The sequence below is a fragment of the Pseudomonas sp. MWU13-2862 genome (assembly GCF_023242495.1).
In the GTDB taxonomy this organism is placed as follows: Bacteria; Pseudomonadota; Gammaproteobacteria; order Pseudomonadales; family Pseudomonadaceae; genus Aquipseudomonas; species Aquipseudomonas gingeri_D.
Map to the genome: position 1 here is coordinate 480,045 of NZ_JALMEZ010000003.1, position 18,740 is coordinate 498,784.

General features: G+C 63.5%; 17 protein-coding genes. 9 read left to right on the top strand and 8 right to left on the bottom strand.

Annotated features, from left to right (window positions below; genetic code table 11):
- Positions 1-36: 36 nt before the first annotated feature.
- The 4 genes from M5C56_RS08055 to zur are packed head-to-tail and all read right to left on the bottom strand — an operon-like array spanning position 37 to position 2,842.
- Entirely contained in the window at positions 37-753 is a 717-nt protein-coding gene (locus tag M5C56_RS08055) for a PA5502 family lipoprotein (RefSeq protein WP_103496267.1), read from the bottom strand.
- A 37-nt stretch (positions 754-790) separates the two neighbouring features.
- Positions 791-1,579, bottom strand: a complete 789-nt coding sequence (gene znuB, locus M5C56_RS08060) for a zinc ABC transporter permease subunit ZnuB (protein ID WP_100940005.1) — start codon at positions 1,577-1,579, stop codon at positions 791-793.
- Positions 1,572-2,360, bottom strand: a complete 789-nt coding sequence (gene znuC, locus M5C56_RS08065) for a zinc ABC transporter ATP-binding protein ZnuC (protein WP_103496268.1) — start codon at positions 2,358-2,360, stop codon at positions 1,572-1,574. Before znuC ends, znuB begins: the two co-directional genes overlap by 8 nt.
- Positions 2,360-2,842: a zinc uptake transcriptional repressor Zur gene (zur, locus tag M5C56_RS08070; protein WP_103496269.1), complete on the bottom strand. Its 483-nt coding sequence runs from the start codon at positions 2,840-2,842 to the stop codon at positions 2,360-2,362. Before zur ends, znuC begins: the two co-directional genes overlap by 1 nt.
- A gap of 66 nt (positions 2,843-2,908) precedes the next feature.
- Between zur and M5C56_RS08075 the strand changes: the two genes are divergently transcribed.
- Positions 2,909-3,829: a zinc ABC transporter substrate-binding protein gene (locus M5C56_RS08075; RefSeq protein ID WP_103496270.1), complete on the top strand. Its 921-nt coding sequence runs from the start codon at positions 2,909-2,911 to the stop codon at positions 3,827-3,829.
- Positions 3,830-3,919: 90 nt separating this feature from the next.
- On the opposite strand, the gene M5C56_RS08080 is transcribed toward M5C56_RS08075, so the two are convergent.
- Together M5C56_RS08080 and M5C56_RS08085 are read right to left on the bottom strand one after the other, a co-directional pair.
- Positions 3,920-4,870 (bottom strand): homoserine kinase, encoded by a 951-nt coding sequence (locus M5C56_RS08080; protein WP_103496271.1) that lies wholly within the window; start codon positions 4,868-4,870, stop codon positions 3,920-3,922.
- Between the two features lie 56 nt (positions 4,871-4,926).
- Positions 4,927-5,217: a DUF2782 domain-containing protein gene (locus tag M5C56_RS08085; protein WP_103496272.1), complete on the bottom strand. Its 291-nt coding sequence runs from the start codon at positions 5,215-5,217 to the stop codon at positions 4,927-4,929.
- A gap of 74 nt (positions 5,218-5,291) precedes the next feature.
- On the opposite strand from M5C56_RS08085, the gene polA reads away from it, so the two are divergent.
- Positions 5,292-8,111, top strand: a complete 2,820-nt coding sequence (gene polA / locus M5C56_RS08090; RefSeq protein WP_103496273.1) for a DNA polymerase I — start codon at positions 5,292-5,294, stop codon at positions 8,109-8,111.
- 427 nt (positions 8,112-8,538) lie between these two features.
- On the opposite strand, the gene yihA is transcribed toward polA, so the two are convergent.
- On the bottom strand, positions 8,539-9,183 hold the full coding sequence (gene yihA, locus M5C56_RS08095; protein ID WP_103496274.1) for a ribosome biogenesis GTP-binding protein YihA/YsxC: 645 nt from the start codon (positions 9,181-9,183) through the stop codon (positions 8,539-8,541).
- Positions 9,184-9,372: 189 nt separating this feature from the next.
- On the opposite strand from yihA, the gene M5C56_RS08100 reads away from it, so the two are divergent.
- From M5C56_RS08100 to M5C56_RS08130, 7 genes are all read left to right on the top strand, one after another.
- Entirely contained in the window at positions 9,373-9,663 is a 291-nt protein-coding gene (locus M5C56_RS08100; protein WP_103496275.1) for a c-type cytochrome, read from the top strand.
- Between the two features lie 45 nt (positions 9,664-9,708).
- Positions 9,709-10,314, top strand: a complete 606-nt coding sequence (locus tag M5C56_RS08105; protein ID WP_103496276.1) for a c-type cytochrome — start codon at positions 9,709-9,711, stop codon at positions 10,312-10,314.
- 206 nt (positions 10,315-10,520) lie between these two features.
- The gene (locus M5C56_RS08110) at positions 10,521-11,168 is read left to right on the top strand and encodes a thiol:disulfide interchange protein DsbA/DsbL (protein WP_103496277.1); all 648 of its coding nucleotides are present in this window, start codon (positions 10,521-10,523) and stop codon (positions 11,166-11,168) included.
- 10 nt (positions 11,169-11,178) lie between these two features.
- Entirely contained in the window at positions 11,179-12,039 is an 861-nt protein-coding gene (locus M5C56_RS08115; RefSeq protein WP_177103892.1) for an endonuclease/exonuclease/phosphatase family protein, read from the top strand.
- Positions 12,040-12,056: 17 nt separating this feature from the next.
- A complete protein-coding gene (locus M5C56_RS08120; RefSeq protein WP_103496278.1) occupies positions 12,057-14,255 on the top strand; it encodes a GGDEF domain-containing protein in 2,199 nt (732 codons plus the stop codon).
- Between the two features lie 221 nt (positions 14,256-14,476).
- Positions 14,477-15,256 carry an N-acetylmuramoyl-L-alanine amidase gene (locus tag M5C56_RS08125; RefSeq protein WP_103496308.1) on the top strand — a complete coding sequence of 260 codons (780 nt, stop codon included), beginning with the start codon at positions 14,477-14,479 and terminating at the stop codon, positions 15,254-15,256.
- Positions 15,257-15,332: 76 nt separating this feature from the next.
- The gene (locus M5C56_RS08130; RefSeq protein ID WP_103496279.1) at positions 15,333-16,946 is read left to right on the top strand and encodes an EAL domain-containing protein; all 1,614 of its coding nucleotides are present in this window, start codon (positions 15,333-15,335) and stop codon (positions 16,944-16,946) included.
- Positions 16,947-16,958: 12 nt separating this feature from the next.
- Here M5C56_RS08130 and M5C56_RS08135 read toward each other — a convergent pair whose 3' ends face one another.
- Positions 16,959-18,737: an ATP-binding protein gene (locus M5C56_RS08135; RefSeq protein ID WP_103496280.1), complete on the bottom strand. Its 1,779-nt coding sequence runs from the start codon at positions 18,735-18,737 to the stop codon at positions 16,959-16,961.
- Positions 18,738-18,740: the final 3 nt, after the last annotated feature.

Here is an 18,740-nt window from a genome sequence, read left to right on the forward strand (position 1 = left end):
ACCCGCCGCTTGAGGAGCAAGCGGCGGGCGCCGGCTTCAAGGCTTGCGTGGGCTCAAGACCACCTGGGCCTTCACCTGCCGGTCGATCTGCTTGTCGATCGTCAGCGCAAAATCGGCATCGAGCTTCTTCACACGTTTTTCCAGCAAGGTCGCCAGCCACGGGTAATCCTGGGTGCGCGGCACCTGGAAGGTCACCGTGCACTGGTAATTCACCACGTCCGCCGCCAGCGCATCCATCTGTTTGCGCAGTTGCGCAATGTCCTGGATGTTCAGGGCAATGGTGCTGCTCTCGGCGCTCGGATCAATCAAGCGTGCTGCTGGTTTGGCTTCGGCAGCCTTGAGCGCGGCCTCGGCCTTTTCCAGCTCGGCCTTGCGTGCCTGGGCAATCGCACCGTTGACCCCGCCGGTCAGGGCCGGTGCCTTGGGCATCAGTGCCCGGGCACGGCTCAGGGCCGTGGCGGCGGCGTTGACGTCGCCTTTTTGCAGGACGATCTGGCTGCGTTGCAAATAGGCTTCGGCCAGCTGCCGCTGGTAGGTCACCCATTGGGGATCGTCCGGCGACTGCGTCTGCAAGGCACCCAATTGGTCCTCGGCAGTGGCCAGTTCATTGCTGCTGATGCTCTGCTCCAGCGCGGCGATGGCCGCGACCCGGGCGTCGGGCACCGAGGTGTCCACCGGCGGGGTGCTCTGGCAGGCGCCCAGCAGCAGGGAAAATGCGACAAGGAGCAGATAACGGGAGGCGAACGGCTTCATTCCTGCGACTCTCTAATTGCGCAAAAAACGAGCAAGTCTACACCCCTCTGCGTGGCAGGACAAAACTCAGCAGAAACAGGCCGGCGGCCGTGACCACGATGGACGGCCCCGCCGGGGTGTCCTTGAACCAGGAGAGCGCCAGACCACCGCACACCGCGAGCATGCCGAGCAGGCTGGCACCCAGGGCCATCTGCTCCGGCGAACGGGCGTGGCGCTGGGCGGCGGCGGCCGGGATGATCAGCAAAGAGGTGATCAGCAGCACGCCGACGATCTTCATCGCCACTGCAATCACCACCGCGATCAGCAGCATCAGCGCCATGCGCAACGACGCCACCGGCAAGCCTTCCACCGTGGCGAGTTCTTCATGCACGGTGATCGCCAGCAGCGGCCGCCAGAGGCTGATCAACAGCACCAGCACCGCCGCGCTGCCACCGAGGATCCAGTACAGGTCAGTGGTGCTGATGGCCAGCAGGTCGCCGAACAGGTAACCCATCAGGTCGATCCGCACTTCATGCATGAAGCTTAGTACCACCAGGCCGAGGGACAAGGTGCTCGGTGCAAGAATCCCCAGCAGGGTGTCGGAGGCCAGGGGCTGGCGTTGTTGCAAGGTCACCAGCAACACCGCCAGCAGCAGGCAGCCGACGGTCACCGCCAGGGTCGGGCTGACGTCCAGCAGAAAGCCCAGGGCCACGCCGAGCAGGGCTGCGTGGGACAAGGTGTCGCCGAAATAGGCCATGCGCCGCCAGACCACGAACGAACCCAACGGGCCCGCCACCAGCGCCAGGGCCAAGCCTGCAAGCAGGGCGTAGAGCAGGAAATCAGCCATGCTTGCAGCTTTCTCCATGAACGTGGGTGTGGGCCGCCGGGGCCGCGTCGCTGACCACGGCGCCATGCAGGTCGTGGGCGTGGTCATGGTGGTGGTGATAGATCGCCAGGCTCTGGGCGTTCTGCCCGAACAGCTCGACGAAGGCCGGGTCGCCGCTGACCTGCTCGGGATGGCCGGAGCAGCAGACATGGCGATTGAGGCAGACCACCTGGTCGGTGGTGCTCATCACCAGGTGCAAGTCGTGGGAGACCATCAGTACGCCGCAGCCGTGGCGGTCGCGCAGGCGGGTGATCAGGCTGTAGAGCTCGGCCTGGCCGGCGACATCGACGCCTTGCACGGGTTCGTCGAGCACCAGCAGTTGCGGTTCGCGCAACAGCGCGCGGGCCAGCAGCACCCGCTGCATTTCGCCGCCGGAGATGCTTTGCACCGGGCTGTCGATCACCTGTTCGGCACCGACTTCGCCCAGGGCCGCCATGGCCCGCGCGCGGTCGACGCCCGGCACCAGGCGCAGGAAGCGCAGCACCGACAGCGGCAGGGTCGGGTCGACATGGAGTTTCTGCGGCATATAGCCGACCCGCAGTTTCGGCTTGCGCCAGACCGTCCCGCGATCCGGCTTGAGCAGCCCGAGCACGGCGCGCACCAGGGTGGTCTTGCCGGCGCCGTTGGGGCCGATCAGGGTGACGATCTGCCCGGGCTCGACGCTCAGGTGGATATTGTCGAGCACGTTCTGCCCGGCAAAGGTCACGCCCACCTGCTCGAGGCGAATCAGCGCAGTGCTCATCAGGCCCCCTGGCAACCCGAGCAGAGCCCGATCACTTCGACGGTCTGGGCCTCGACGGCGAAACCGACGTCGCGGGCGCTGCCGATAATGGCGTCGCTGATGGCTTTTTGTTCCAGCTCGATGGCGGCGTGGCACTGGCGGCAGATCAGGAATTGGCCCTGGTGGGCATGTTCCGGATGGTTGCAGCCGACAAAGGCGTTGAGCGAGGCGATGCGATGGACCAGGCCGTTGTCCAGCAGGAAGTCCAGGGCGCGGTAGACGGTCGGCGGCGCGGCGCGGCGGCCGTCCTGCTCGCTCAGTACCGCGAGGATGTCATAGGCGCCCAGGGGCTTGTGGCTCTGCCAGACCAGCTCGAGCACCCGCCGCCGCAGGGCGGTCAGGCGCAGGCCCTGGCGTGCGCACAGGGCATCGGCGTCGGACAGCGCGCTGTGCACGCAGTGAGAGTGATCATGGGGACGACTGGCGAGAGGGGTTTTGGGCATGAGCGGCGACGGCGTTTGTGAGAGACGTTATTATGTTACCTGTTCCTGCCGCCTTGAGTGTTCATCGTGCCCCGTCTTTTTGCCTTTTTTGTCGCGATCAGTGCCAGTTTGTTGGTGATTTCCCCGGTTCAGGCGCAAGTCAGCGTACTGACCAGCATCAAGCCCCTGCAGTTGATTGCCGCCGCCGTGCAGGAGGGCGTCGACACCCCTGAAGTACTGCTGCCGCCGGGCGCTTCGCCGCACAACTACGCGTTGCGGCCTTCCGATGTACGCAAGGTGCAGTCGGTGGATTTGCTCTACTGGATCGGCCCGGACATGGAAAGCTTCCTGCCCCGGGTGCTCAAGGGCCGCAGCCTGCCAACCGTCGCGGTGCAGGACCTGGCGGGGATGAAATTGCGCCGGTTCGCCGAAGATAGCCACTCCCACGCTGAAGATGCCGACGAGCATGATCACGATCATCGCCCGGGCACGCTGGATGCGCACCTGTGGCTATCGACAGTGAATGCCCGGGTGATTGCCGCGCGCATGGCCGCGGACCTGAGTGCGGCCGATCCGGCCAATGCGCAGCGCTATCAAGGCAACGTGAAGGCCTTCGATGCGCGGCTCGATGCCCTGGATGCGCGGTTGAAGGCGCGTCTGGCGGATGTGGTGGGCAAGCCGTACTTTGTCTTCCATGAGGCCTTCGATTACTTCGAGGATGCCTATGGGCTCAAGCACACCGGCGTGTTCAGCGTGGCCGCCGAAGTGCAGCCGGGCGCCCAGCACGTGGCGGCGATGCGCACGCGTTTGCAGGAAGTGGGCAAGACCTGTGTATTCAGTGAGCCGCCGTTGCGTCCGCGCCTGGCGGAAACCCTGGTGAGCGGCTTGCCGGTGAAGCTGGCCGAGCTGGATGCCCTGGGTGGCTACACGCCGGCGTCGGCCCATGGGTATGAGCAGGTGTTGGAGAAGCTGGGTAATGACCTGGCGGGGTGCCTGGAGCACTTGTAGGCGCGAGCTTGCTCGCGATGGCCGTCAACGATAACGCGGGGAACCTGATGCCCCGCGGCGCCTGGACTACCATCGCGAGCAAGCTCGCTCCTACATTGCGAACGGCAACGAGCAGCTGACCTGCTGGCGCTGGGCCAGGCGGCGCTGGAACTCCATGGGGTCATGGATCAGCACGTCCTGCCCGGCAAAGGACTCGGCGGCAATCAGCCGCGACAGCCAGAAACGTACACAGCCCACCCGCAACATGGCCGGCCACAACTCGGCTTCACTCGCGGTAAACGGCCGCAGACCGGCATACGCGCCCAGCAGTGCCCGGGCCCGTTGCCCGTCGAGTACCCCGGCGTCATCCGAACACCAGTCGTTCAAGGCAATGGCCACGTCGTAGAGCATCGGCCCGGAACAGGCGTTGTAGAAGTCGATCAACCCGGTCAGGTGGGTGCCTTCGAACATCGCATTGTCGCGGAACAGGTCGGCGTGCAGGTTGGCCCTTGGCAGCGCGAGGATCTGCGCCTTGTACCGGCCAATCTCCTCCAGCGCCGCTTGCAGCAAGCCGCGCGCCCCCTCGTCCAGGTGCGACTTCAGCTTCTCGCCCTCTTCGAGCATCCAGTCCAGGCCGCGATCGGTCTTGCGCTCGATGATCCTGTCACGGGTCGCCAGGTGCAGATGACCGAGCAGCTCGCCGACCTGGGCGCAGTGCTGGGCGTTGGCGACCTTGATGTGCTTGCCGGCCAGTCGCGGCTGCAGCAACGCCGGCTTGCCGGCCAGTTCGCGCAGGGCCTGGCCGTCGGTGGTACGCAAGGCATAGGGGACCGGCAGGTCGGCGTCATGCAGCACGTCGAGCAGTTCGATGAAGAACGGCATTTCCTGCACCGGTCCGCGTTCAACCAGGGTCAGGACGTATTCACCCTTCTCCAGGCTGATGAAGAAATTGGTGTTTTCACTGCCGGCGGCAATTCCCTGGAAATCGAGCAGACGACCGAGCCCATAAGGGGCGAGAAAGGTTTCCAGCTCGGGCCGAGCCAGGGGGGTGAACACAGACATGGTTAAAACTGCCAGTACGGGCGCCGCTCAAGGCGGCGCCGATTAAAGTTAAGGGCTTACTTCCACTCGAAGATCTTCCACGCTGGAATCAGCATATCGGGCTGGTCCGAGCGGATATAGTTTGCATCAGTACCATCGGCACGGACCAGAAAGTAGGGCTTGCCACCTTTGGGGGTGACCTTGATGGCGTACAGAAAGCCATTTACCCGGTATTCCTGGATCGTTTTGTCACCTTCCGTGTGAATCGTCACTTCTGGTTCGGCTGAAGGCGCATCCGACGCGGCCATGACGGCCAGCGGCGCGAGCGCAAGCAAGCCGCCCAATAACAGGCGATTGAGTTTACGCATGATAACCTTGTCCCTTTGTCGTCAACGGTCCGGCTATTCTAGCGCCGCACCCGCCGAAAAGGTTGATCGTACTCATGAACCAAGCTCCTCTCGTCCTGGTGGACGGTTCTTCCTACCTGTATCGCGCCTTCCACGCGATGCCGCCGCTCACCACGTCCAAGGGGTTGCCCACCGGGGCGGTCAAGGGCGTGCTGAACATGCTCAGAAGCCTGCGCAAACAGTATCCGCAAAGCCCCTTCGCGGTAGTTTTCGACGCCAAGGGCGGGACCTTTCGCGATGAAATGTATGCCCACTACAAGGCCAACCGCCCGAGTATGCCCGACGATATGCGCGTGCAGATCGAGCCGTTGCACGCCAGCGTGCGTGCCATGGGGTTCCCGTTGCTGTGCGTGGAAGGCGTGGAAGCCGACGATGTGATCGGCACCCTGGCCCGCAGTAGCGCGGCCGCTGACCGTCCGGTGGTGATCTCCACCGGTGACAAGGACATGGCGCAGTTGGTCGACGGGCACATTACGCTGGTCAACACCATGAACGAAACCTCGATGGATGTGGAGGGCGTAAAGGCGAAGTTTGGCGTCGCTCCCGAGCAGATCATCGATCTGCTGGCGTTGATGGGCGACTCTTCCGACAACATTCCCGGAGTCAAGGGGGTCGGCGAGAAAACCGCCGTGGCCTTGCTGGTGGGGGTCAACGGTGGTTTGAAAGAACTCTACGAGCAGCTCGACCAGGTGCCGAACCTGCCGATTCGCGGGGCCAAGACCTTGCCGGCCAAGTTGCTTGAGCACAAGGAGATGGCGTTCCTGTCCTACCAGTTGGCGACCATCAAGGTCGACGTGCCGCTGGAGATCGGCCTGGACGACCTGCACCTGGGCGAGCCGGATCGGGAAAAGCTCGCCGAGCTGTATGCCGAGCTGGAATTCAAGAGCTGGATCGACGAGTTGCAGCGTGAAGCCAAGCGCATTGAGTTGGCCGCTGCGGCGGCGCCTGCGGCGGACAACGCCGGGCTCTTCGACGCCGGGCCGGCGGACGCTGCCCCGCCAGTGGCCGAGGCTCCCAGTGAGCCACAATACGAAACCATCCTCGACCAGGCCCGCTTCGATGCCTGGCTGGAGAAACTCAAGGGCGCCAAGCTCTTTGCCTTCGACACCGAAACCACCGGGCTCGACGCGCAGCAGGCGCAGTTGGTCGGTGTTTCCTTCGCCGTACAGGCCAATGAAGCGGCCTATGTGCCGCTGACCCATTCCTACATCGATGCGCCGCAGCAACTGGATCGCGACAGCGTGTTGCGGGCCTTGAAGCCGCTGCTGGAAGACCCGGAAAAGCTCAAGGTCGGCCAGCACGCCAAGTTCGACATGAATATCCTCGCCAATTGCGCCATCGGCGGCGACCCGGCGTGCGGTATCACGGTGCGCGGCATCGCCTTCGACACCATGCTCGAGTCCTACGTGCTCAATGCCACGGCGACCCGGCACGATATGGACAGCCTGGCGAAGAAGTACCTCGACTACGACACCGTCAGCTTCCAGGACATCGCCGGCAAGGGCGCCAAGCAACTGACCTTCGACCAGATCGCCCTGGAACAGGCCGGGCCCTATGCCGCCGAAGACGCCGACGTGACCTTGCGCCTGCACCAGGCCTTGCATGAGCAACTGGCGGCGACGCCGAGCCTGCTCAGTGTGCTCACCGATATCGAAATGCCGCTGGTGCCGGTGCTGGCGCGGATCGAGCGCCAGGGCGCGCTGGTGGATGCCGAGTTGCTCGGGGTGCAGAGCATCGAGCTGGGCAAGAAGATGGTGGAGCTGGAGCGCGAGGCGTTCGTGATCGCCGGCGAAGAGTTCAATCTCGGCTCGCCCAAGCAGTTGGGGGCGATCCTCTACGAGAAACTCGGCCTGCCGGTGCTGAAGAAGACCGGCAAGGGGCAGGCGTCCACGGCTGAAGAAGTACTGGCCAAGCTGGCCGAGGATGACTATCCGTTGCCCAAGGTGCTGATGCAGTACCGCTCCATGAGCAAGCTGAAAAGCACCTACACCGATCGCCTGCCGGAACAGATCAATCCGCGTACCGGGCGTATCCACACCTCCTACCACCAGGCGGTGGCGGCCACCGGACGCTTGTCCTCCAGCGATCCGAACCTGCAGAACATCCCGGTGCGCACCGCCGAGGGCCGGCGCATTCGCCAGGCGTTCATCGCGCCGAAGGGCTACAAGCTGCTGGCAGCAGACTATTCGCAGATCGAACTGCGGATCATGGCTCACCTGTCCAAGGACGAAGGCCTGCTCAATGCCTTCCGCCACAACCTCGACGTGCACACGGCGACGGCGGCGGAAGTGTTCAAGGTCGAGTTGGGCGCGGTGACGTCCGACCAGCGCCGCAGCGCCAAGGCCATCAACTTCGGCCTGATCTATGGCATGGGCGCGCAGAAGCTGGGCAAGGACATCGGCGTCGACACCAAGACCGCCAAGGCTTACATCGACGTGTATTTCGCTCGCTACCCGGGGGTTCGCGAATACATGGAGCGCACCCGCGGCCAGGCCTCGGAGCAGGGTTATGTCGAAACCCTGTTCGGGCGTCGGCTGTACTTGCCGGAGATCCACTCCAACCGGCCCCAGGAGCGTGCCGGCGCCGAGCGCACGGCGATCAACGCGCCGATGCAGGGTACGGCGGCGGACATCATCAAGAAGGCCATGGTGGCGGTGGATAACTGGCTCTGCGAATCCGGCCTGGATGCCCGGGTCATCCTCCAGGTGCACGATGAACTGGTGCTGGAGGTGCGTGAGGATCTGGTGGAAGAGGTCAGCGAGAAGATTCGCGCCTACATGAGCGGCGCGGTGCAGCTGGATGTGCCGTTGCTGGTGGATGTGGGCGTGGGCAACAACTGGGATGAGGCGCACTGAGTCCGACATTTGCCGCGACATGGCGTCGCGGCAAAACACCATCGAAAGGCCATTAGTTCAGAAATAGGCGGCACTTATGCCAAATAGTTTTTGAAGATTTTCGGAACTAAATCGGCAAAACGACACTCAGAGTTACTGAATGGCTGGTGAAGCCCTTCGATGCTCCTATGTTGTGTTAAGTGTTGGCAGATATTCCGGACGCCGCCCTAGCGGTTCGGAACTTGGACCCCGAACTTCCCCTCCCCATACGAAGTCCGGGGTTTTTTTTGCCCCCAAACTGGCTGTGGCACGCTCATGCTGCGTTAAAAGCGCGGCGTGAAAGACTCATTTACAGCCAGTAAACTTCGCCTTTCACGCCGCGCTTTTGCCTTGCCTGAGCGCACCACAGCCAGTTTGGTGTCCGTCTGTCGGGCCTCAAAAGCGAGCCTTATTCCGCCGCCGCTTCTGCGCCCTTGTCCGCCAGTTCCATCCAGTCCGCCAATACAGTGTAGGCCTCTTCCAGGCCCTGGCGCTTGGGCGCCGAGAACAGCTGGATACTGATGGCGTCACCCCAGCCCTTGCGGATTTCCGCCTGGACCTTGAGCAAGGTGTTCTTCGCCGCGCCGTAGGTCAGCTTGTCGGCCTTGGTCAGCAGGATGTGCATCGGCATGCCGCTGGCCACCGCCCAATCGAGCATCAACAGGTCGAAGTCGGTCATCGGATGGCGGATGTCCATCATCAGGATCAGACCCTTCAAACTCTCCCGGCCACCCAGGTAGGCTTCCAGGTGACGCTGCCAGTGCAGCTTCAGCGGAATAGGAACTTTTGCATATCCGTAGCCCGGCAGGTCGACCAGACGCCGATCATCGTCTAGCTTGAAGAAGTTCAATAGCTGTGTGCGACCCGGGGTTTTCGAGGTGCGCGCCAGGCTCGCATGGGTCAGGGTGTTGAGGGCGCTGGATTTGCCGGCGTTGGAACGGCCGGCAAAGGCCACTTCAAAACCTTCGTCGTCCGGGCACTGGTCGACTTTGGCGGCGCTGAGCATGAAGGTGGACTGTTGGCACAGGCCGAGAATGGGGTTCTTGAGTTGCATGGGATTTCCGATATGGGCGGTGCCGGGGATGGACGCGGCAGCAGTGTCATTTCCGTTTCAGTAGCGCCAGTATATAATGCCGCAGATTTTGTGTGTGCTTTGTCCCTGCATAGGATAAGGCCCACGGGGGCGATAGACCTAGACCGCGCAGTAGAACGCGGTACGTTCCCAACCCTGAGAAGGTCATTGATGACCCAATGGCTGCTGGCCGCCGGGCTCTTGATGCCGCTTTACAGCGCGCAGGCTACACAGGATCCGGAAGCCGTGTACAACCGTGTTTGTGGTGCCTGCCATGCCGGACAGCTGCCGATGGCCCCTCAAAAGGGTGACCAGGCGGCCTGGAAGCCAAGATTGGCGCAAGGTATGGAGACGCTGGTGCAACACGTGACCCAGGGTTTCAAGGCGATGCCGCCGCGTGGTTTGTGCATGGACTGCAGTACCGAGGATTACCGAAGCATCATCCAGTGGATGAGCGAGTAAGCCCGGTCCATAACTCTTAACCCTTAGCCGTAGTTGGATTAGCTGATGAACAAACTGATCGTGAGTCTGCTGTTGACCCTGGGGATCACAGGCCTGGCCCAGGCCGCCGGCGATGCCAAGGCCGGTCAGGCCAAGGCCGCTGTCTGCGGAGCCTGCCATGGGCCCGACGGCAACAGCATGGCCCCCAACTTTCCGAAACTCGCCGGCCAGGGCGAGCGCTACCTGACCAAGCAGATGCAGGATATCAAGTCGGGCAAGCGCACGGTGCTGGAAATGACCGGCCTGCTGACCAACCTGAGCGATCAGGACCTGTCCGATATCGCCGCCTACTTTTCCAGCCAGCAAGGCAGCGTCGGCGCCGCCGATCCCAAGGTCGTGGCCCGCGGCGAAGAGCTGTTCCGCGGCGGCAAGCTGGACCAGGGCATGCCCTCCTGCATCGGTTGCCACTCGCCCAATGGCGCGGGCAACGCCGCCGCCGGTTTCCCGCACCTGGGCGGCCAGCATGCGCAATACATCGCCAAGCAGTTGACCGACTTCCGCGAAGGCAACCGCAGCAACGACGGCGATACCATGATCATGCGCAGCATCGCCGCGAAGATGAGCAACAAGGATATCGAAGCCGTTTCCAACTACGTACAGGGCCTGCACTGAGGCTCTGACGGTCAGGTTCGCGGGGGATTGTCATCTTTGGCAACGTTAATGATCGATTAATCCGCTGCTGCAACGATAAAAGGGTGGCCTTGGCCGCCCTTTTTTGTGGCCGCTGCCGTTACACTAATTATCGAACTAGAGCCCGCACCGGTCTGTCTGAGTTACAGGTCGCGTCTGGGGCCACTTTCCATGTCCAGGAGCAAAGCATGCGTAATCTGATTCTCAGCGCCGCACTCGTCACCGCCAGCCTGTTCGGCATGACGGCCCAGGCCGCCGATGTGCCACTTGAGGCCGGCAAGACCTACGTGGAACTGAGCAACCCTGTACCGGTTGCCGAGCCGGGCAAAATCGAAGTGGTCGAGTTGTTCTGGTACGGCTGCCCGCATTGCTACGCTTTTGAGCCGACCATCAACCCTTGGGTCGAGAAGCTGCCCAGCGATGTGAATTTCGTGCGTATTCCGGCGTTGTTCGGAGGCCCCTGGGATGCCCACGGCCAGCTCTTCGTGACCCTGGACACCATGGGTGTCGAGCATAAGGTCCACGCCGCGGTGTTCAATGCCATCCAGAAGGAACACAAGCAACTGGTCAAGCCTGACGACATGGCTGACTTTGTCGCCACCCAAGGCGTAGACAAGACCAAGTTCCTGGAAACCTTCAACTCTTTCGCCGTGAAGGGCAAGATGGCCCAGTATCGTGATCTGGCCAAGAAGTATGAAGTCAGTGGCGTACCGACCATGATCGTCAACGGCAAGTACCGCTTCGACCTCGGCACTGCTGGTGGTCCAGAAGCCGCACTGAATGTCGCCGACCAGCTGATCGCCAAGGAGCGGGCCGCCATGACGGCGGCCAAGTAAGGCCGCCGCCGTGATCGGGCGCTGGGGGACGGAGCGTCTCGTTGGCCTGCATGAGCCCAAGGTCAACGAGCGTCACCTGGAGAGCACCGGCCTGCCGGCGGACAACCGCCTGCGCCTGCTCAGTTTCAATATCCAGGTGGGCATCAGCACCCAGCGTTATCGACATTACCTGACCCGTGGTTGGCAACACCTGCTGCCCCATACCGGGCGGGCGGACAACCTGCAGAAGATCGGCGGCCTGCTCGCCGATTTCGACCTGGTGGCCCTCCAGGAGGCCGACGGTGGCAGCCTGCGTTCAGGCTATATCAATCAGGTCGAGCACCTGGCCCAGCTCGGGGCCTTTCCCTACTGGTACCAGCAACTCAATCGCAACCTCGGGCGCCTGGGCCAGCACAGCAATGGCGTGCTGAGCCGTTTGCGGCCCTCGGCGATCGAGGATCATCCCTTGCCGGGGCCGGCCGGGCGCGGAGCCATTCTCGTGCGCTTTGGCGAGGGCTCGGAAGCCTTGGTGGTGGTGATGATGCACCTGGCCCTGGGGGCGCGGGCGCGTACCCGGCAACTGGCCTATATCCGCGAGCTGATCGGCGGTTTTCGGCACCTGGTGCTCATGGGCGACATGAACACCCAGGCCAGCGACCTGCTGCTACACTCGCCTTTACGCGACCTCGGTTTGCTCGCACCGCAGGTGGAAGCCACGTTTCCCAGTTGGCGTCCACAACGTTGCCTGGACCACATTCTGCTTAGCCCCAGCCTGACGCTGGAGCGAGTCGAGGTGCTGGCCCAACCTATTTCCGATCATTTGCCGGTGGCCGTCGAAATTCGCCTGCCAGGCTCCATCGGTTCTGATACGTTGCCGGCCTTGAGTAGCTAAATCTCGCGGACGCCGGCATGAGCAGCGAAGAAGTCGAACGCTGGAAAGAGAAATACCTTAAAAGCATCGAACAACAGGAAAAGCTCGAGCGTCGTTGGGACGCCCGTCTGGACCTGCTTCGCCGTGGGCTGGTGCGCAGCACCCTGGCGGCGGAAGGGACCGACCGCGCGGTCGACCAGTGCATGAAGGAAATGCGCGATATCATCCGCAGTGACGATATGGACGCGGGCCTGGCGGCGCTGCTGCCTCGCTTGGAAAAAGCCGTGCTCGACTCCGAACAGCGTCGCGAGACCCGCGCCGAGCAGGTGAGCACCGCGTTGACCTCGCTGGTGACCCAGCTGCAATCCTTGCCGCTGACCCGTGAAGTCCGGCGGCCGCTGAAGAACTTCGCCAAGCAGCTTGAGGGCCGTGCCGGCCAGGCGCGGGAAATCCCGTTGCTGCTCAGCGAGCTCAGTGGTTTGCAAGGCAAGGCACTGACGCAGCTTGAGCAGCCGGCCGAGCCAGGGCGTCCCGGCCTGTTGCAACGGTTGTTCGGTGGCAAGGAGAGTCCGCCAGAAACCGCCCCGGGTCAGTCGCCGGCCGAGCCCGCCGGGGCCGAACAGGTTCCGACCCGCGCGGTCGAACCCGTGGCGCGTGACCCCGAGCTTCAAGTGCCGGAGGCTGTTCATGCACCCGCACCCACACCACCTGTACCCGTAGCGGCCCCTGCCGTCGAGCCGGCAGCGGCGCCCGCCCCGGCCCCTGTTGCCCCAGTTGAGGCCGCAGCGCCAGCCGAGCTCGAAGTGCCTGTGCCGGCATCGCCGTCCGCTACTGAGCCCGAGCTGGTGCCCGCGGCCAAGCCCGTCGATGCGGTGGCCTATGTGCCGCAGGTGGTGCAACCGGAGCCGTCTGCCGCTGTCGCCGAGGCGGTGCCCGAAGTGCCATCCGTGGCTATGGCGAGCTCGGCCGGGCAACCGCCGATTCTGGCTGTCGAGCCCAACATGGTGCCCACGCCTGCCGTCAAGGCGGCCGCCCCGGCTGAAGCGCCAGCCCCTGCGCCGCATCCCGCGCCTACGGTGTTTATCGACAGCCTGCCGCTGCCCCCGGTGATGGCTGAAGCGCTGGCGGCCGTCGACCCGGAGTACCCCGAGCCGGATGTGCTGTTCGCCTTGCCCGAATCCCCGGAACCGTCCTACAGCTCGGTGGCCGAACATATCGAGTCGACGTTGTTGGGCCTGCTCGATGACCTGACCCTGCCCGAACGTCACCAGGCCCATGCCGAAGCCATGCGCCACCGCCTCGAACATGGGTTGAACTGGTACGAATTGCTGCCGATCCTCGATGATCTGGCGGTGTTGATGCTGGCGATCAACGACAGCGGTCAACACGATTTCCAGATCTACCTCAAGCAACTCAACGAACGCCTGGAGTCGTTCCAGAGCAACTTGCAGGCGGCCAGTGCCGGGCATGCCGAAGGGCGTACGGCGGCGAACGAGCTGCACAGCCAGTTGCGCGAGCATGTCGATAGCCTGCAAAGCAGCGTGCAGGATGCCGCGGACCTGGAAAGCCTCAAGCATGTCCTGGAAAACCGCCTCGAAGGTTTGTTGGGCACCATGGACCAGCACCAGCAACAGCGGGCCATCCGCGAGCAGGAGGTTGCCGTGCGCCTGCAAAGCCTGGCCGAACGCGTGGCGCATATGGAGCAGGAGGCCCAGGGTTATCGTGACCACCTTGAGGAGCAACGCCAGAAAGCCCTGGTCGACCCGCTGACCGGCCTGCCCAATCGTGCGGCCTGGAGCGAGCGCCTGGAGCAGGAAATGGCGCAGTGGCAGCAGCATGGCAACACCCTGCTGATCGCCATGCTCGATCTCGATCACTTCAAGCGGATCAACGACAACTATGGCCACCTGGCCGGTGACAAGGTGCTGAAGATCATTGCCGGCGAGTTGCGCAAGCGCCTGCGTCCCGGTGACTTCATTGCCCGTTTCGGCGGCGAGGAGTTTGTCCTGCTGGTGCCCGATACCTCGGTCACCGCGGGGCTCAAATTGACCGAGAGCCTGCGCGCGGCCATCGAGGCCTGTCCGTTCCACTTCAAGGGCGAGCGCGTGACCATCACCGTGTCGGTCGGGCTGTCGGCGTTCAAGACCGGCGAGCGCAGCGACCATGCGCTGAAAAGGGCCGATGAGGCGCTTTACCGGGCCAAGAATGCCGGGCGTAACCGCATCGAACAAGGCTGAGTTGTAGGGGCCGGCTTGCTGGCGATGGCGCACGGCCAATACAAGGCTTGCGGGCCTCATCGCCAGCAAGCCGGCTCCCACAAGTGACCGCGTTGCCCGAAGTTGTGGGGGCAGGGTCAGGAGGGTATTCCAGGTTGCATCAGGTAACAGTGTATTTGGCGCTGCTGTGCCTGCCAGTACGTTATGCTGTCAAATTACTGTCTTCATTTGTTGCCGCTGCCATGAAACTGTTCCCTCTCCTTCTTTCGATCCTGCTGCTGGCGGGCTGCGCCAGCGCTCCGCGAATGGACACCAGCCACCCTTCGGTCAACTACGACAATCGCGTGCAGTTCGTGATCCTGCACTACACCTCGGCAAACATGGAGAACTCACTGCGGTTGCTGACCCATGGCCAGGTCAGCAGCCATTACCTGATCGGCGACGACCCCCGCGCCACGGTCTTCAAGCTGGTGGATGAGAGCCAGCGCGCCTGGCACGCCGGGGAAAGCGAGTGGCTGGGACGCACCTGGCTGAACTCCAGCTCCATTGGCATTGAAGTCGTCAATCCGGGTTTCCGCGATACACCCACCGGCCGCGTCTGGTACCCCTACAGCGAAGCGCAGATCCAGGCATTGATCGTGCTGCTCAAGGACATCGTCAAACGCAATCACATCGAACCACGCAATGTGATCGGCCATAGCGATATCGCGCCGTTGCGCAAACAGGACCCGGGCCCGTTGCTGCCCTGGAAGCGCCTGGCCGCGGAAGGCCTCGGCGTATGGCCTGACGAGCAGGCGGTCGCCCGGCAGCAGACCGTCTACACCGCGCAACTGCCGAGCATCACCTGGTTCCAGCAGCAGCTCATGCGCCTGGGCTATGCCACGCCGCAGACCGGCGAGCTGGATGTTGCCACGCGTCATGTCCTGGCGGCGTTCCAGATGCACTTCCGCCCGGCTCGTTTCGACGGCCTGCCGGATGCGCAAAGTGCGGCGATCCTCCAGGTGCTCAACCAGTCAAAATAACGTCAGCGCCGGACGGTCAGCGCCGATTCGCCAATCTGTTGCTATAACTCATTGGTAAGTCTTCGGATATTCGCTGATGCCGGTTCGCCAGACGTTGCGCTCCTGGTTCCATCGTCCCTGGTTGCTGGCATTGCTGGCGGCTCTGTTCAGTGTCGCCCTGTTATTGGCCGGCAGCCTGGGGGTGGTGATGCACCAGGCCAGGCAGCACGAAAGCGAACAGATGAATGCCCAGGGGCAACGTTTCCTGGAGCGGCTGGAGCAGCTTTTCGGGCAACTGCGCGAGGGGCTCGATCAATTGGAGGCCCAGCCCCTGCGGGACTGTAGCCCGGCCATGATCGGCACCCTGCAGCAACTGAGCTTCAACTATCGCTTTATCTACGAAGCCTTCTATGTCGACGCCACCCGGTCCTGTTCCAACTGGCCGAACCAGGATGCCCAGGTGACCTTGGGGATGCCGGATATCCGCGGGCCGACCTACAGCTATTGGCTCAATACCTCGGCCCAGCCCAATGACAACCTGGCCGCCCTGATGTTGGGGCGCGGTCACTTCCGGGTATCCACTTCCCGTGGCCATTTGAGCGATGTGGTGGAACTGCCGCCGAGGGCCAGCCTGCTGGTGGTGGTCGACCGTGGCCGGCGGGCGATTCCGGTGCTCGGGCCGGAGCAGGACTGGCCACCCCCCGGCTGGCCGGTGAAGGGCCAGGACCCGTTGCTGATCACGCCAAATGAATTGATCTACCGCATGCCCACCCGCACCCCGGAATACCAGCTGGTGATGGTCGCGCCGCGCGCGGCCATGCCGCTGGTCATCGACCCGCTGTGGTGGTGGCTGCTCTCGGTGAGCCTGGTGATTGCCTTCTGCATCGGCGGCCTGACCTTGCAGTTGGCCCGCCAGCGCCAATCGCTCAACGGCGAACTGCAAGGCGCGCTGCGGCGCGGCGAGTTCCAGGTCTTGTATCAACCGATCTTCGACCTCGGCAGCCGTCGGTGCGTGGGCGCCGAAGCCCTGATCCGCTGGCGCCGGCCGGACGGCACGCTGACCAGTCCCGACCTGTTCATTCCCCTGGCGGAAAATACCGGGCAGATCCGCCAGATCACCGATTTTGTCCTGCAACGGCTGCTGGACCAGCTGGGTCACCTGCTGCGGGCCAATCCGCAGCTGTACATCTCGGTGAACCTGGCGGCTTGCGATGTGATGGTGCCGCGTATCGGCGAGGTGATTGCCGACCTGTTGCGCAGGCATCGGGTCAGTGCCCGGCAGATTGCCTTCGAAGTCACCGAGCGTGGTCTGATCGACGTGGTGGTGGCACGGGACAATTTGCAGGCCCTGCGGGATGTCGGCCACCAGGTGTTGATCGACGACTTCGGCACCGGCTATTGCAGTCTGGCCTATCTGCAAACGCTGCCGGTGGATTGCCTGAAGATCGACAAGGCCTTTATCGACGCCCTGGGCCATGACGCCGCCAGCAGTGGCGTGGCGCCGCATATCATCCGCATGGCCCATGCGCTGCACTTGCGGGTGATCGCCGAGGGCATCGAGTACGAGCACCAGGCCCTGCTGCTCAGCAGCGAAGGGGTCAATTACGGTCAGGGTTGGTTGTTTGCCCAGGCGCTGACGGCGGTGCAGTTCGTCGAATTGATCACTCGCGGCCGACGCCTGGCTTCGCGACGAATAGACGACGAGGCCTAGGTCGCGGGGCCGCTAGAGCGGCAGCGCCATATAGAACTGCGTGCCCTGCCCCGGCCGTGAATACACGCCCATCCGCCCGCTGTGCAGTTGCACGATCTCCTTGCACAGGGCCAGGCCCAGGCCGGCGCCGCCTTTCTTGCGGCCGACCTGGACGAAAGGTTCGAAGATGCGTCCCTGTTGCCCGTAGGCAATACCCTCGCCGTTGTCCTCGACGCTGATGATGACCCGCTCGCCATGGCGCCGGGCCTGCAAGCGAATCTGCCCGCCCCGGGCGGTATGGCGCAGGGCGTTGTCCAGCAGGTTGTCGAGGACGCGCTCCAGTTGCGGTTGATCGGCCGGCAGGCGCGGCAAGGGCGGCTGCAGCTCGACCTGCAGGTCGATGCCCTGGCTCAGGGCCTGTTCGGCAAAGCGCAGGCGACAGGCCTCGAGCAGTGTCTCGATATCGCAGGGCAGCAGGGTCAGTTTCTGCAGGCCGTTCTGGTAACGGGAGAAATTCAGCAGGTCGTTGATCAATTGCATCAGCCGCTGCATTTCTTCGTTGACCGTGTTCAGCAGGTCCGCTTCCCGCGATTCGCTGTCGAAATGCACGCGCTCCTGCAACAGGCCGAAGGCCATGTGCATGCCGGTGACCGGCGTGCGCAGTTCGTGGGAGGCGCGCAGGACGAACTCGCTGCGCACCCGCTCGAAGGCCCGCTGTTCGGTGACGTCGTGGAGCACCATCACCGCGCCGAGAATATGGCCTTGGGTATGACTGACCGGGGTCAGGCTGTAGGTCAGCAGGCGGGACTCCCCTTCGACCTCGACCTCGAGGTCTTCCGGTGCCCGTTCCAGGCTGGCACCGCGCAGGATCAATTGCAGTTGTTCGTCCAGTTCGGGCCGCTGCAGCGCCTCGCCAAGGCCTTGGCCGAGGCGATCGCCGTCCCAGCCCAACTGGCGTTGTGCCACCGGGTTGAGGTGCTCCAGGCGGCCTTCACGGTCAATCATCAGCAGCCCGTCGTCGATGCTGTCGAGCACGGCCTGCAAGCGTTGCTGGCCGGCGAGCAATTCGTCGATGTTGGTTGCCTGATGCTGGCGCAGGGCCTCGGCCATAAGGCCGAAACGTCGGGTCAGCAGGTTCATCTCGACCGCGGGGGAAATCGGCAGGGTGACGTCGAAGTTGCCCTGGCCGATATGGTCCGCCGCCTCGGCCAGGGCCTCGATCGGTGCACCGAAACGGCGGGCGATGCCGTGGGCGGTGATGAAGCCGATGATCAGCACCGCCAGGCCGACAAACCCCAGCAGCCCGGCCACCAGCAGTGCCCGCTCGCGGGCATCGTTTTCCGTGGCGCTGATGTTGTCCAGCGCCTGCTTGTGCTCGGCGATCAGGCCGTTGCGCAGGATATTGAAAGTGTTGGTGAGCTCCTCGATGCTGCCACTGCCGTCCCGTGAACGGGCGAAGGCCTGGTAGAACCGTTCGTAGTCGATACGGGCCTGGGCGAAGCCGCTGCGCACGTCGTTGCTCTGCTCATGCTCGATGCCTTCGTGGAGCAGTTGCAGATAGTGTTCGCGCGAGGCCTCGAGCGCGGCCTGGTCCGGCTTGTCACCGAGCATCAGAAGCAACTGGTCGCCCAGGCTCTGGCGCAGCTTGAGGCCCAGGTCGAGGGTGATGAAGTTGTCGCTGACCAGCGACTCCTGGGTCTTGGCCATCTGCATCACGCTGACCAGGCCGAGCATCAGGCCCAGCAAGGCGACGGTGATCAGTGCCGAAATACTCAGGAAGAGCCGGGTGCGCAGCTTCATCGTGAGCTTCATGGT

Bases quoted from the DNA above. Each gene is read 5' to 3' on its own strand.
- M5C56_RS08130 (WP_103496279.1), top strand. From the start codon at position 15,333: ATGCCGGTTCGCCAGACGTTGCGCTCCTGGTTCCATCGTCCCTGGTTG.
- znuB (WP_100940005.1), bottom strand. From the start codon at position 1,579: ATGGCTGATTTCCTGCTCTACGCCCTGCTTGCAGGCTTGGCCCTGGCG.
- zur (WP_103496269.1), bottom strand. From the start codon at position 2,842: ATGCCCAAAACCCCTCTCGCCAGTCGTCCCCATGATCACTCTCACTGC.
- M5C56_RS08105 (WP_103496276.1), top strand. From the start codon at position 9,709: ATGAACAAACTGATCGTGAGTCTGCTGTTGACCCTGGGGATCACAGGC.
- znuC (WP_103496268.1), bottom strand. From the start codon at position 2,360: ATGAGCACTGCGCTGATTCGCCTCGAGCAGGTGGGCGTGACCTTTGCC.
- M5C56_RS08100 (WP_103496275.1), top strand. From the start codon at position 9,373: ATGACCCAATGGCTGCTGGCCGCCGGGCTCTTGATGCCGCTTTACAGC.
- M5C56_RS08085 (WP_103496272.1), bottom strand. From the start codon at position 5,217: ATGCGTAAACTCAATCGCCTGTTATTGGGCGGCTTGCTTGCGCTCGCG.
- M5C56_RS08110 (WP_103496277.1), top strand. From the start codon at position 10,521: ATGCGTAATCTGATTCTCAGCGCCGCACTCGTCACCGCCAGCCTGTTC.
- M5C56_RS08120 (WP_103496278.1), top strand. From the start codon at position 12,057: ATGAGCAGCGAAGAAGTCGAACGCTGGAAAGAGAAATACCTTAAAAGC.
- polA (WP_103496273.1), top strand. From the start codon at position 5,292: ATGAACCAAGCTCCTCTCGTCCTGGTGGACGGTTCTTCCTACCTGTAT.
- yihA (WP_103496274.1), bottom strand. From the start codon at position 9,183: ATGCAACTCAAGAACCCCATTCTCGGCCTGTGCCAACAGTCCACCTTC.
- M5C56_RS08125 (WP_103496308.1), top strand. From the start codon at position 14,477: ATGAAACTGTTCCCTCTCCTTCTTTCGATCCTGCTGCTGGCGGGCTGC.
- M5C56_RS08135 (WP_103496280.1), bottom strand. From the start codon at position 18,737: ATGAAGCTCACGATGAAGCTGCGCACCCGGCTCTTCCTGAGTATTTCG.
- M5C56_RS08055 (WP_103496267.1), bottom strand. From the start codon at position 753: ATGAAGCCGTTCGCCTCCCGTTATCTGCTCCTTGTCGCATTTTCCCTG.
- M5C56_RS08080 (WP_103496271.1), bottom strand. From the start codon at position 4,870: ATGTCTGTGTTCACCCCCCTGGCTCGGCCCGAGCTGGAAACCTTTCTC.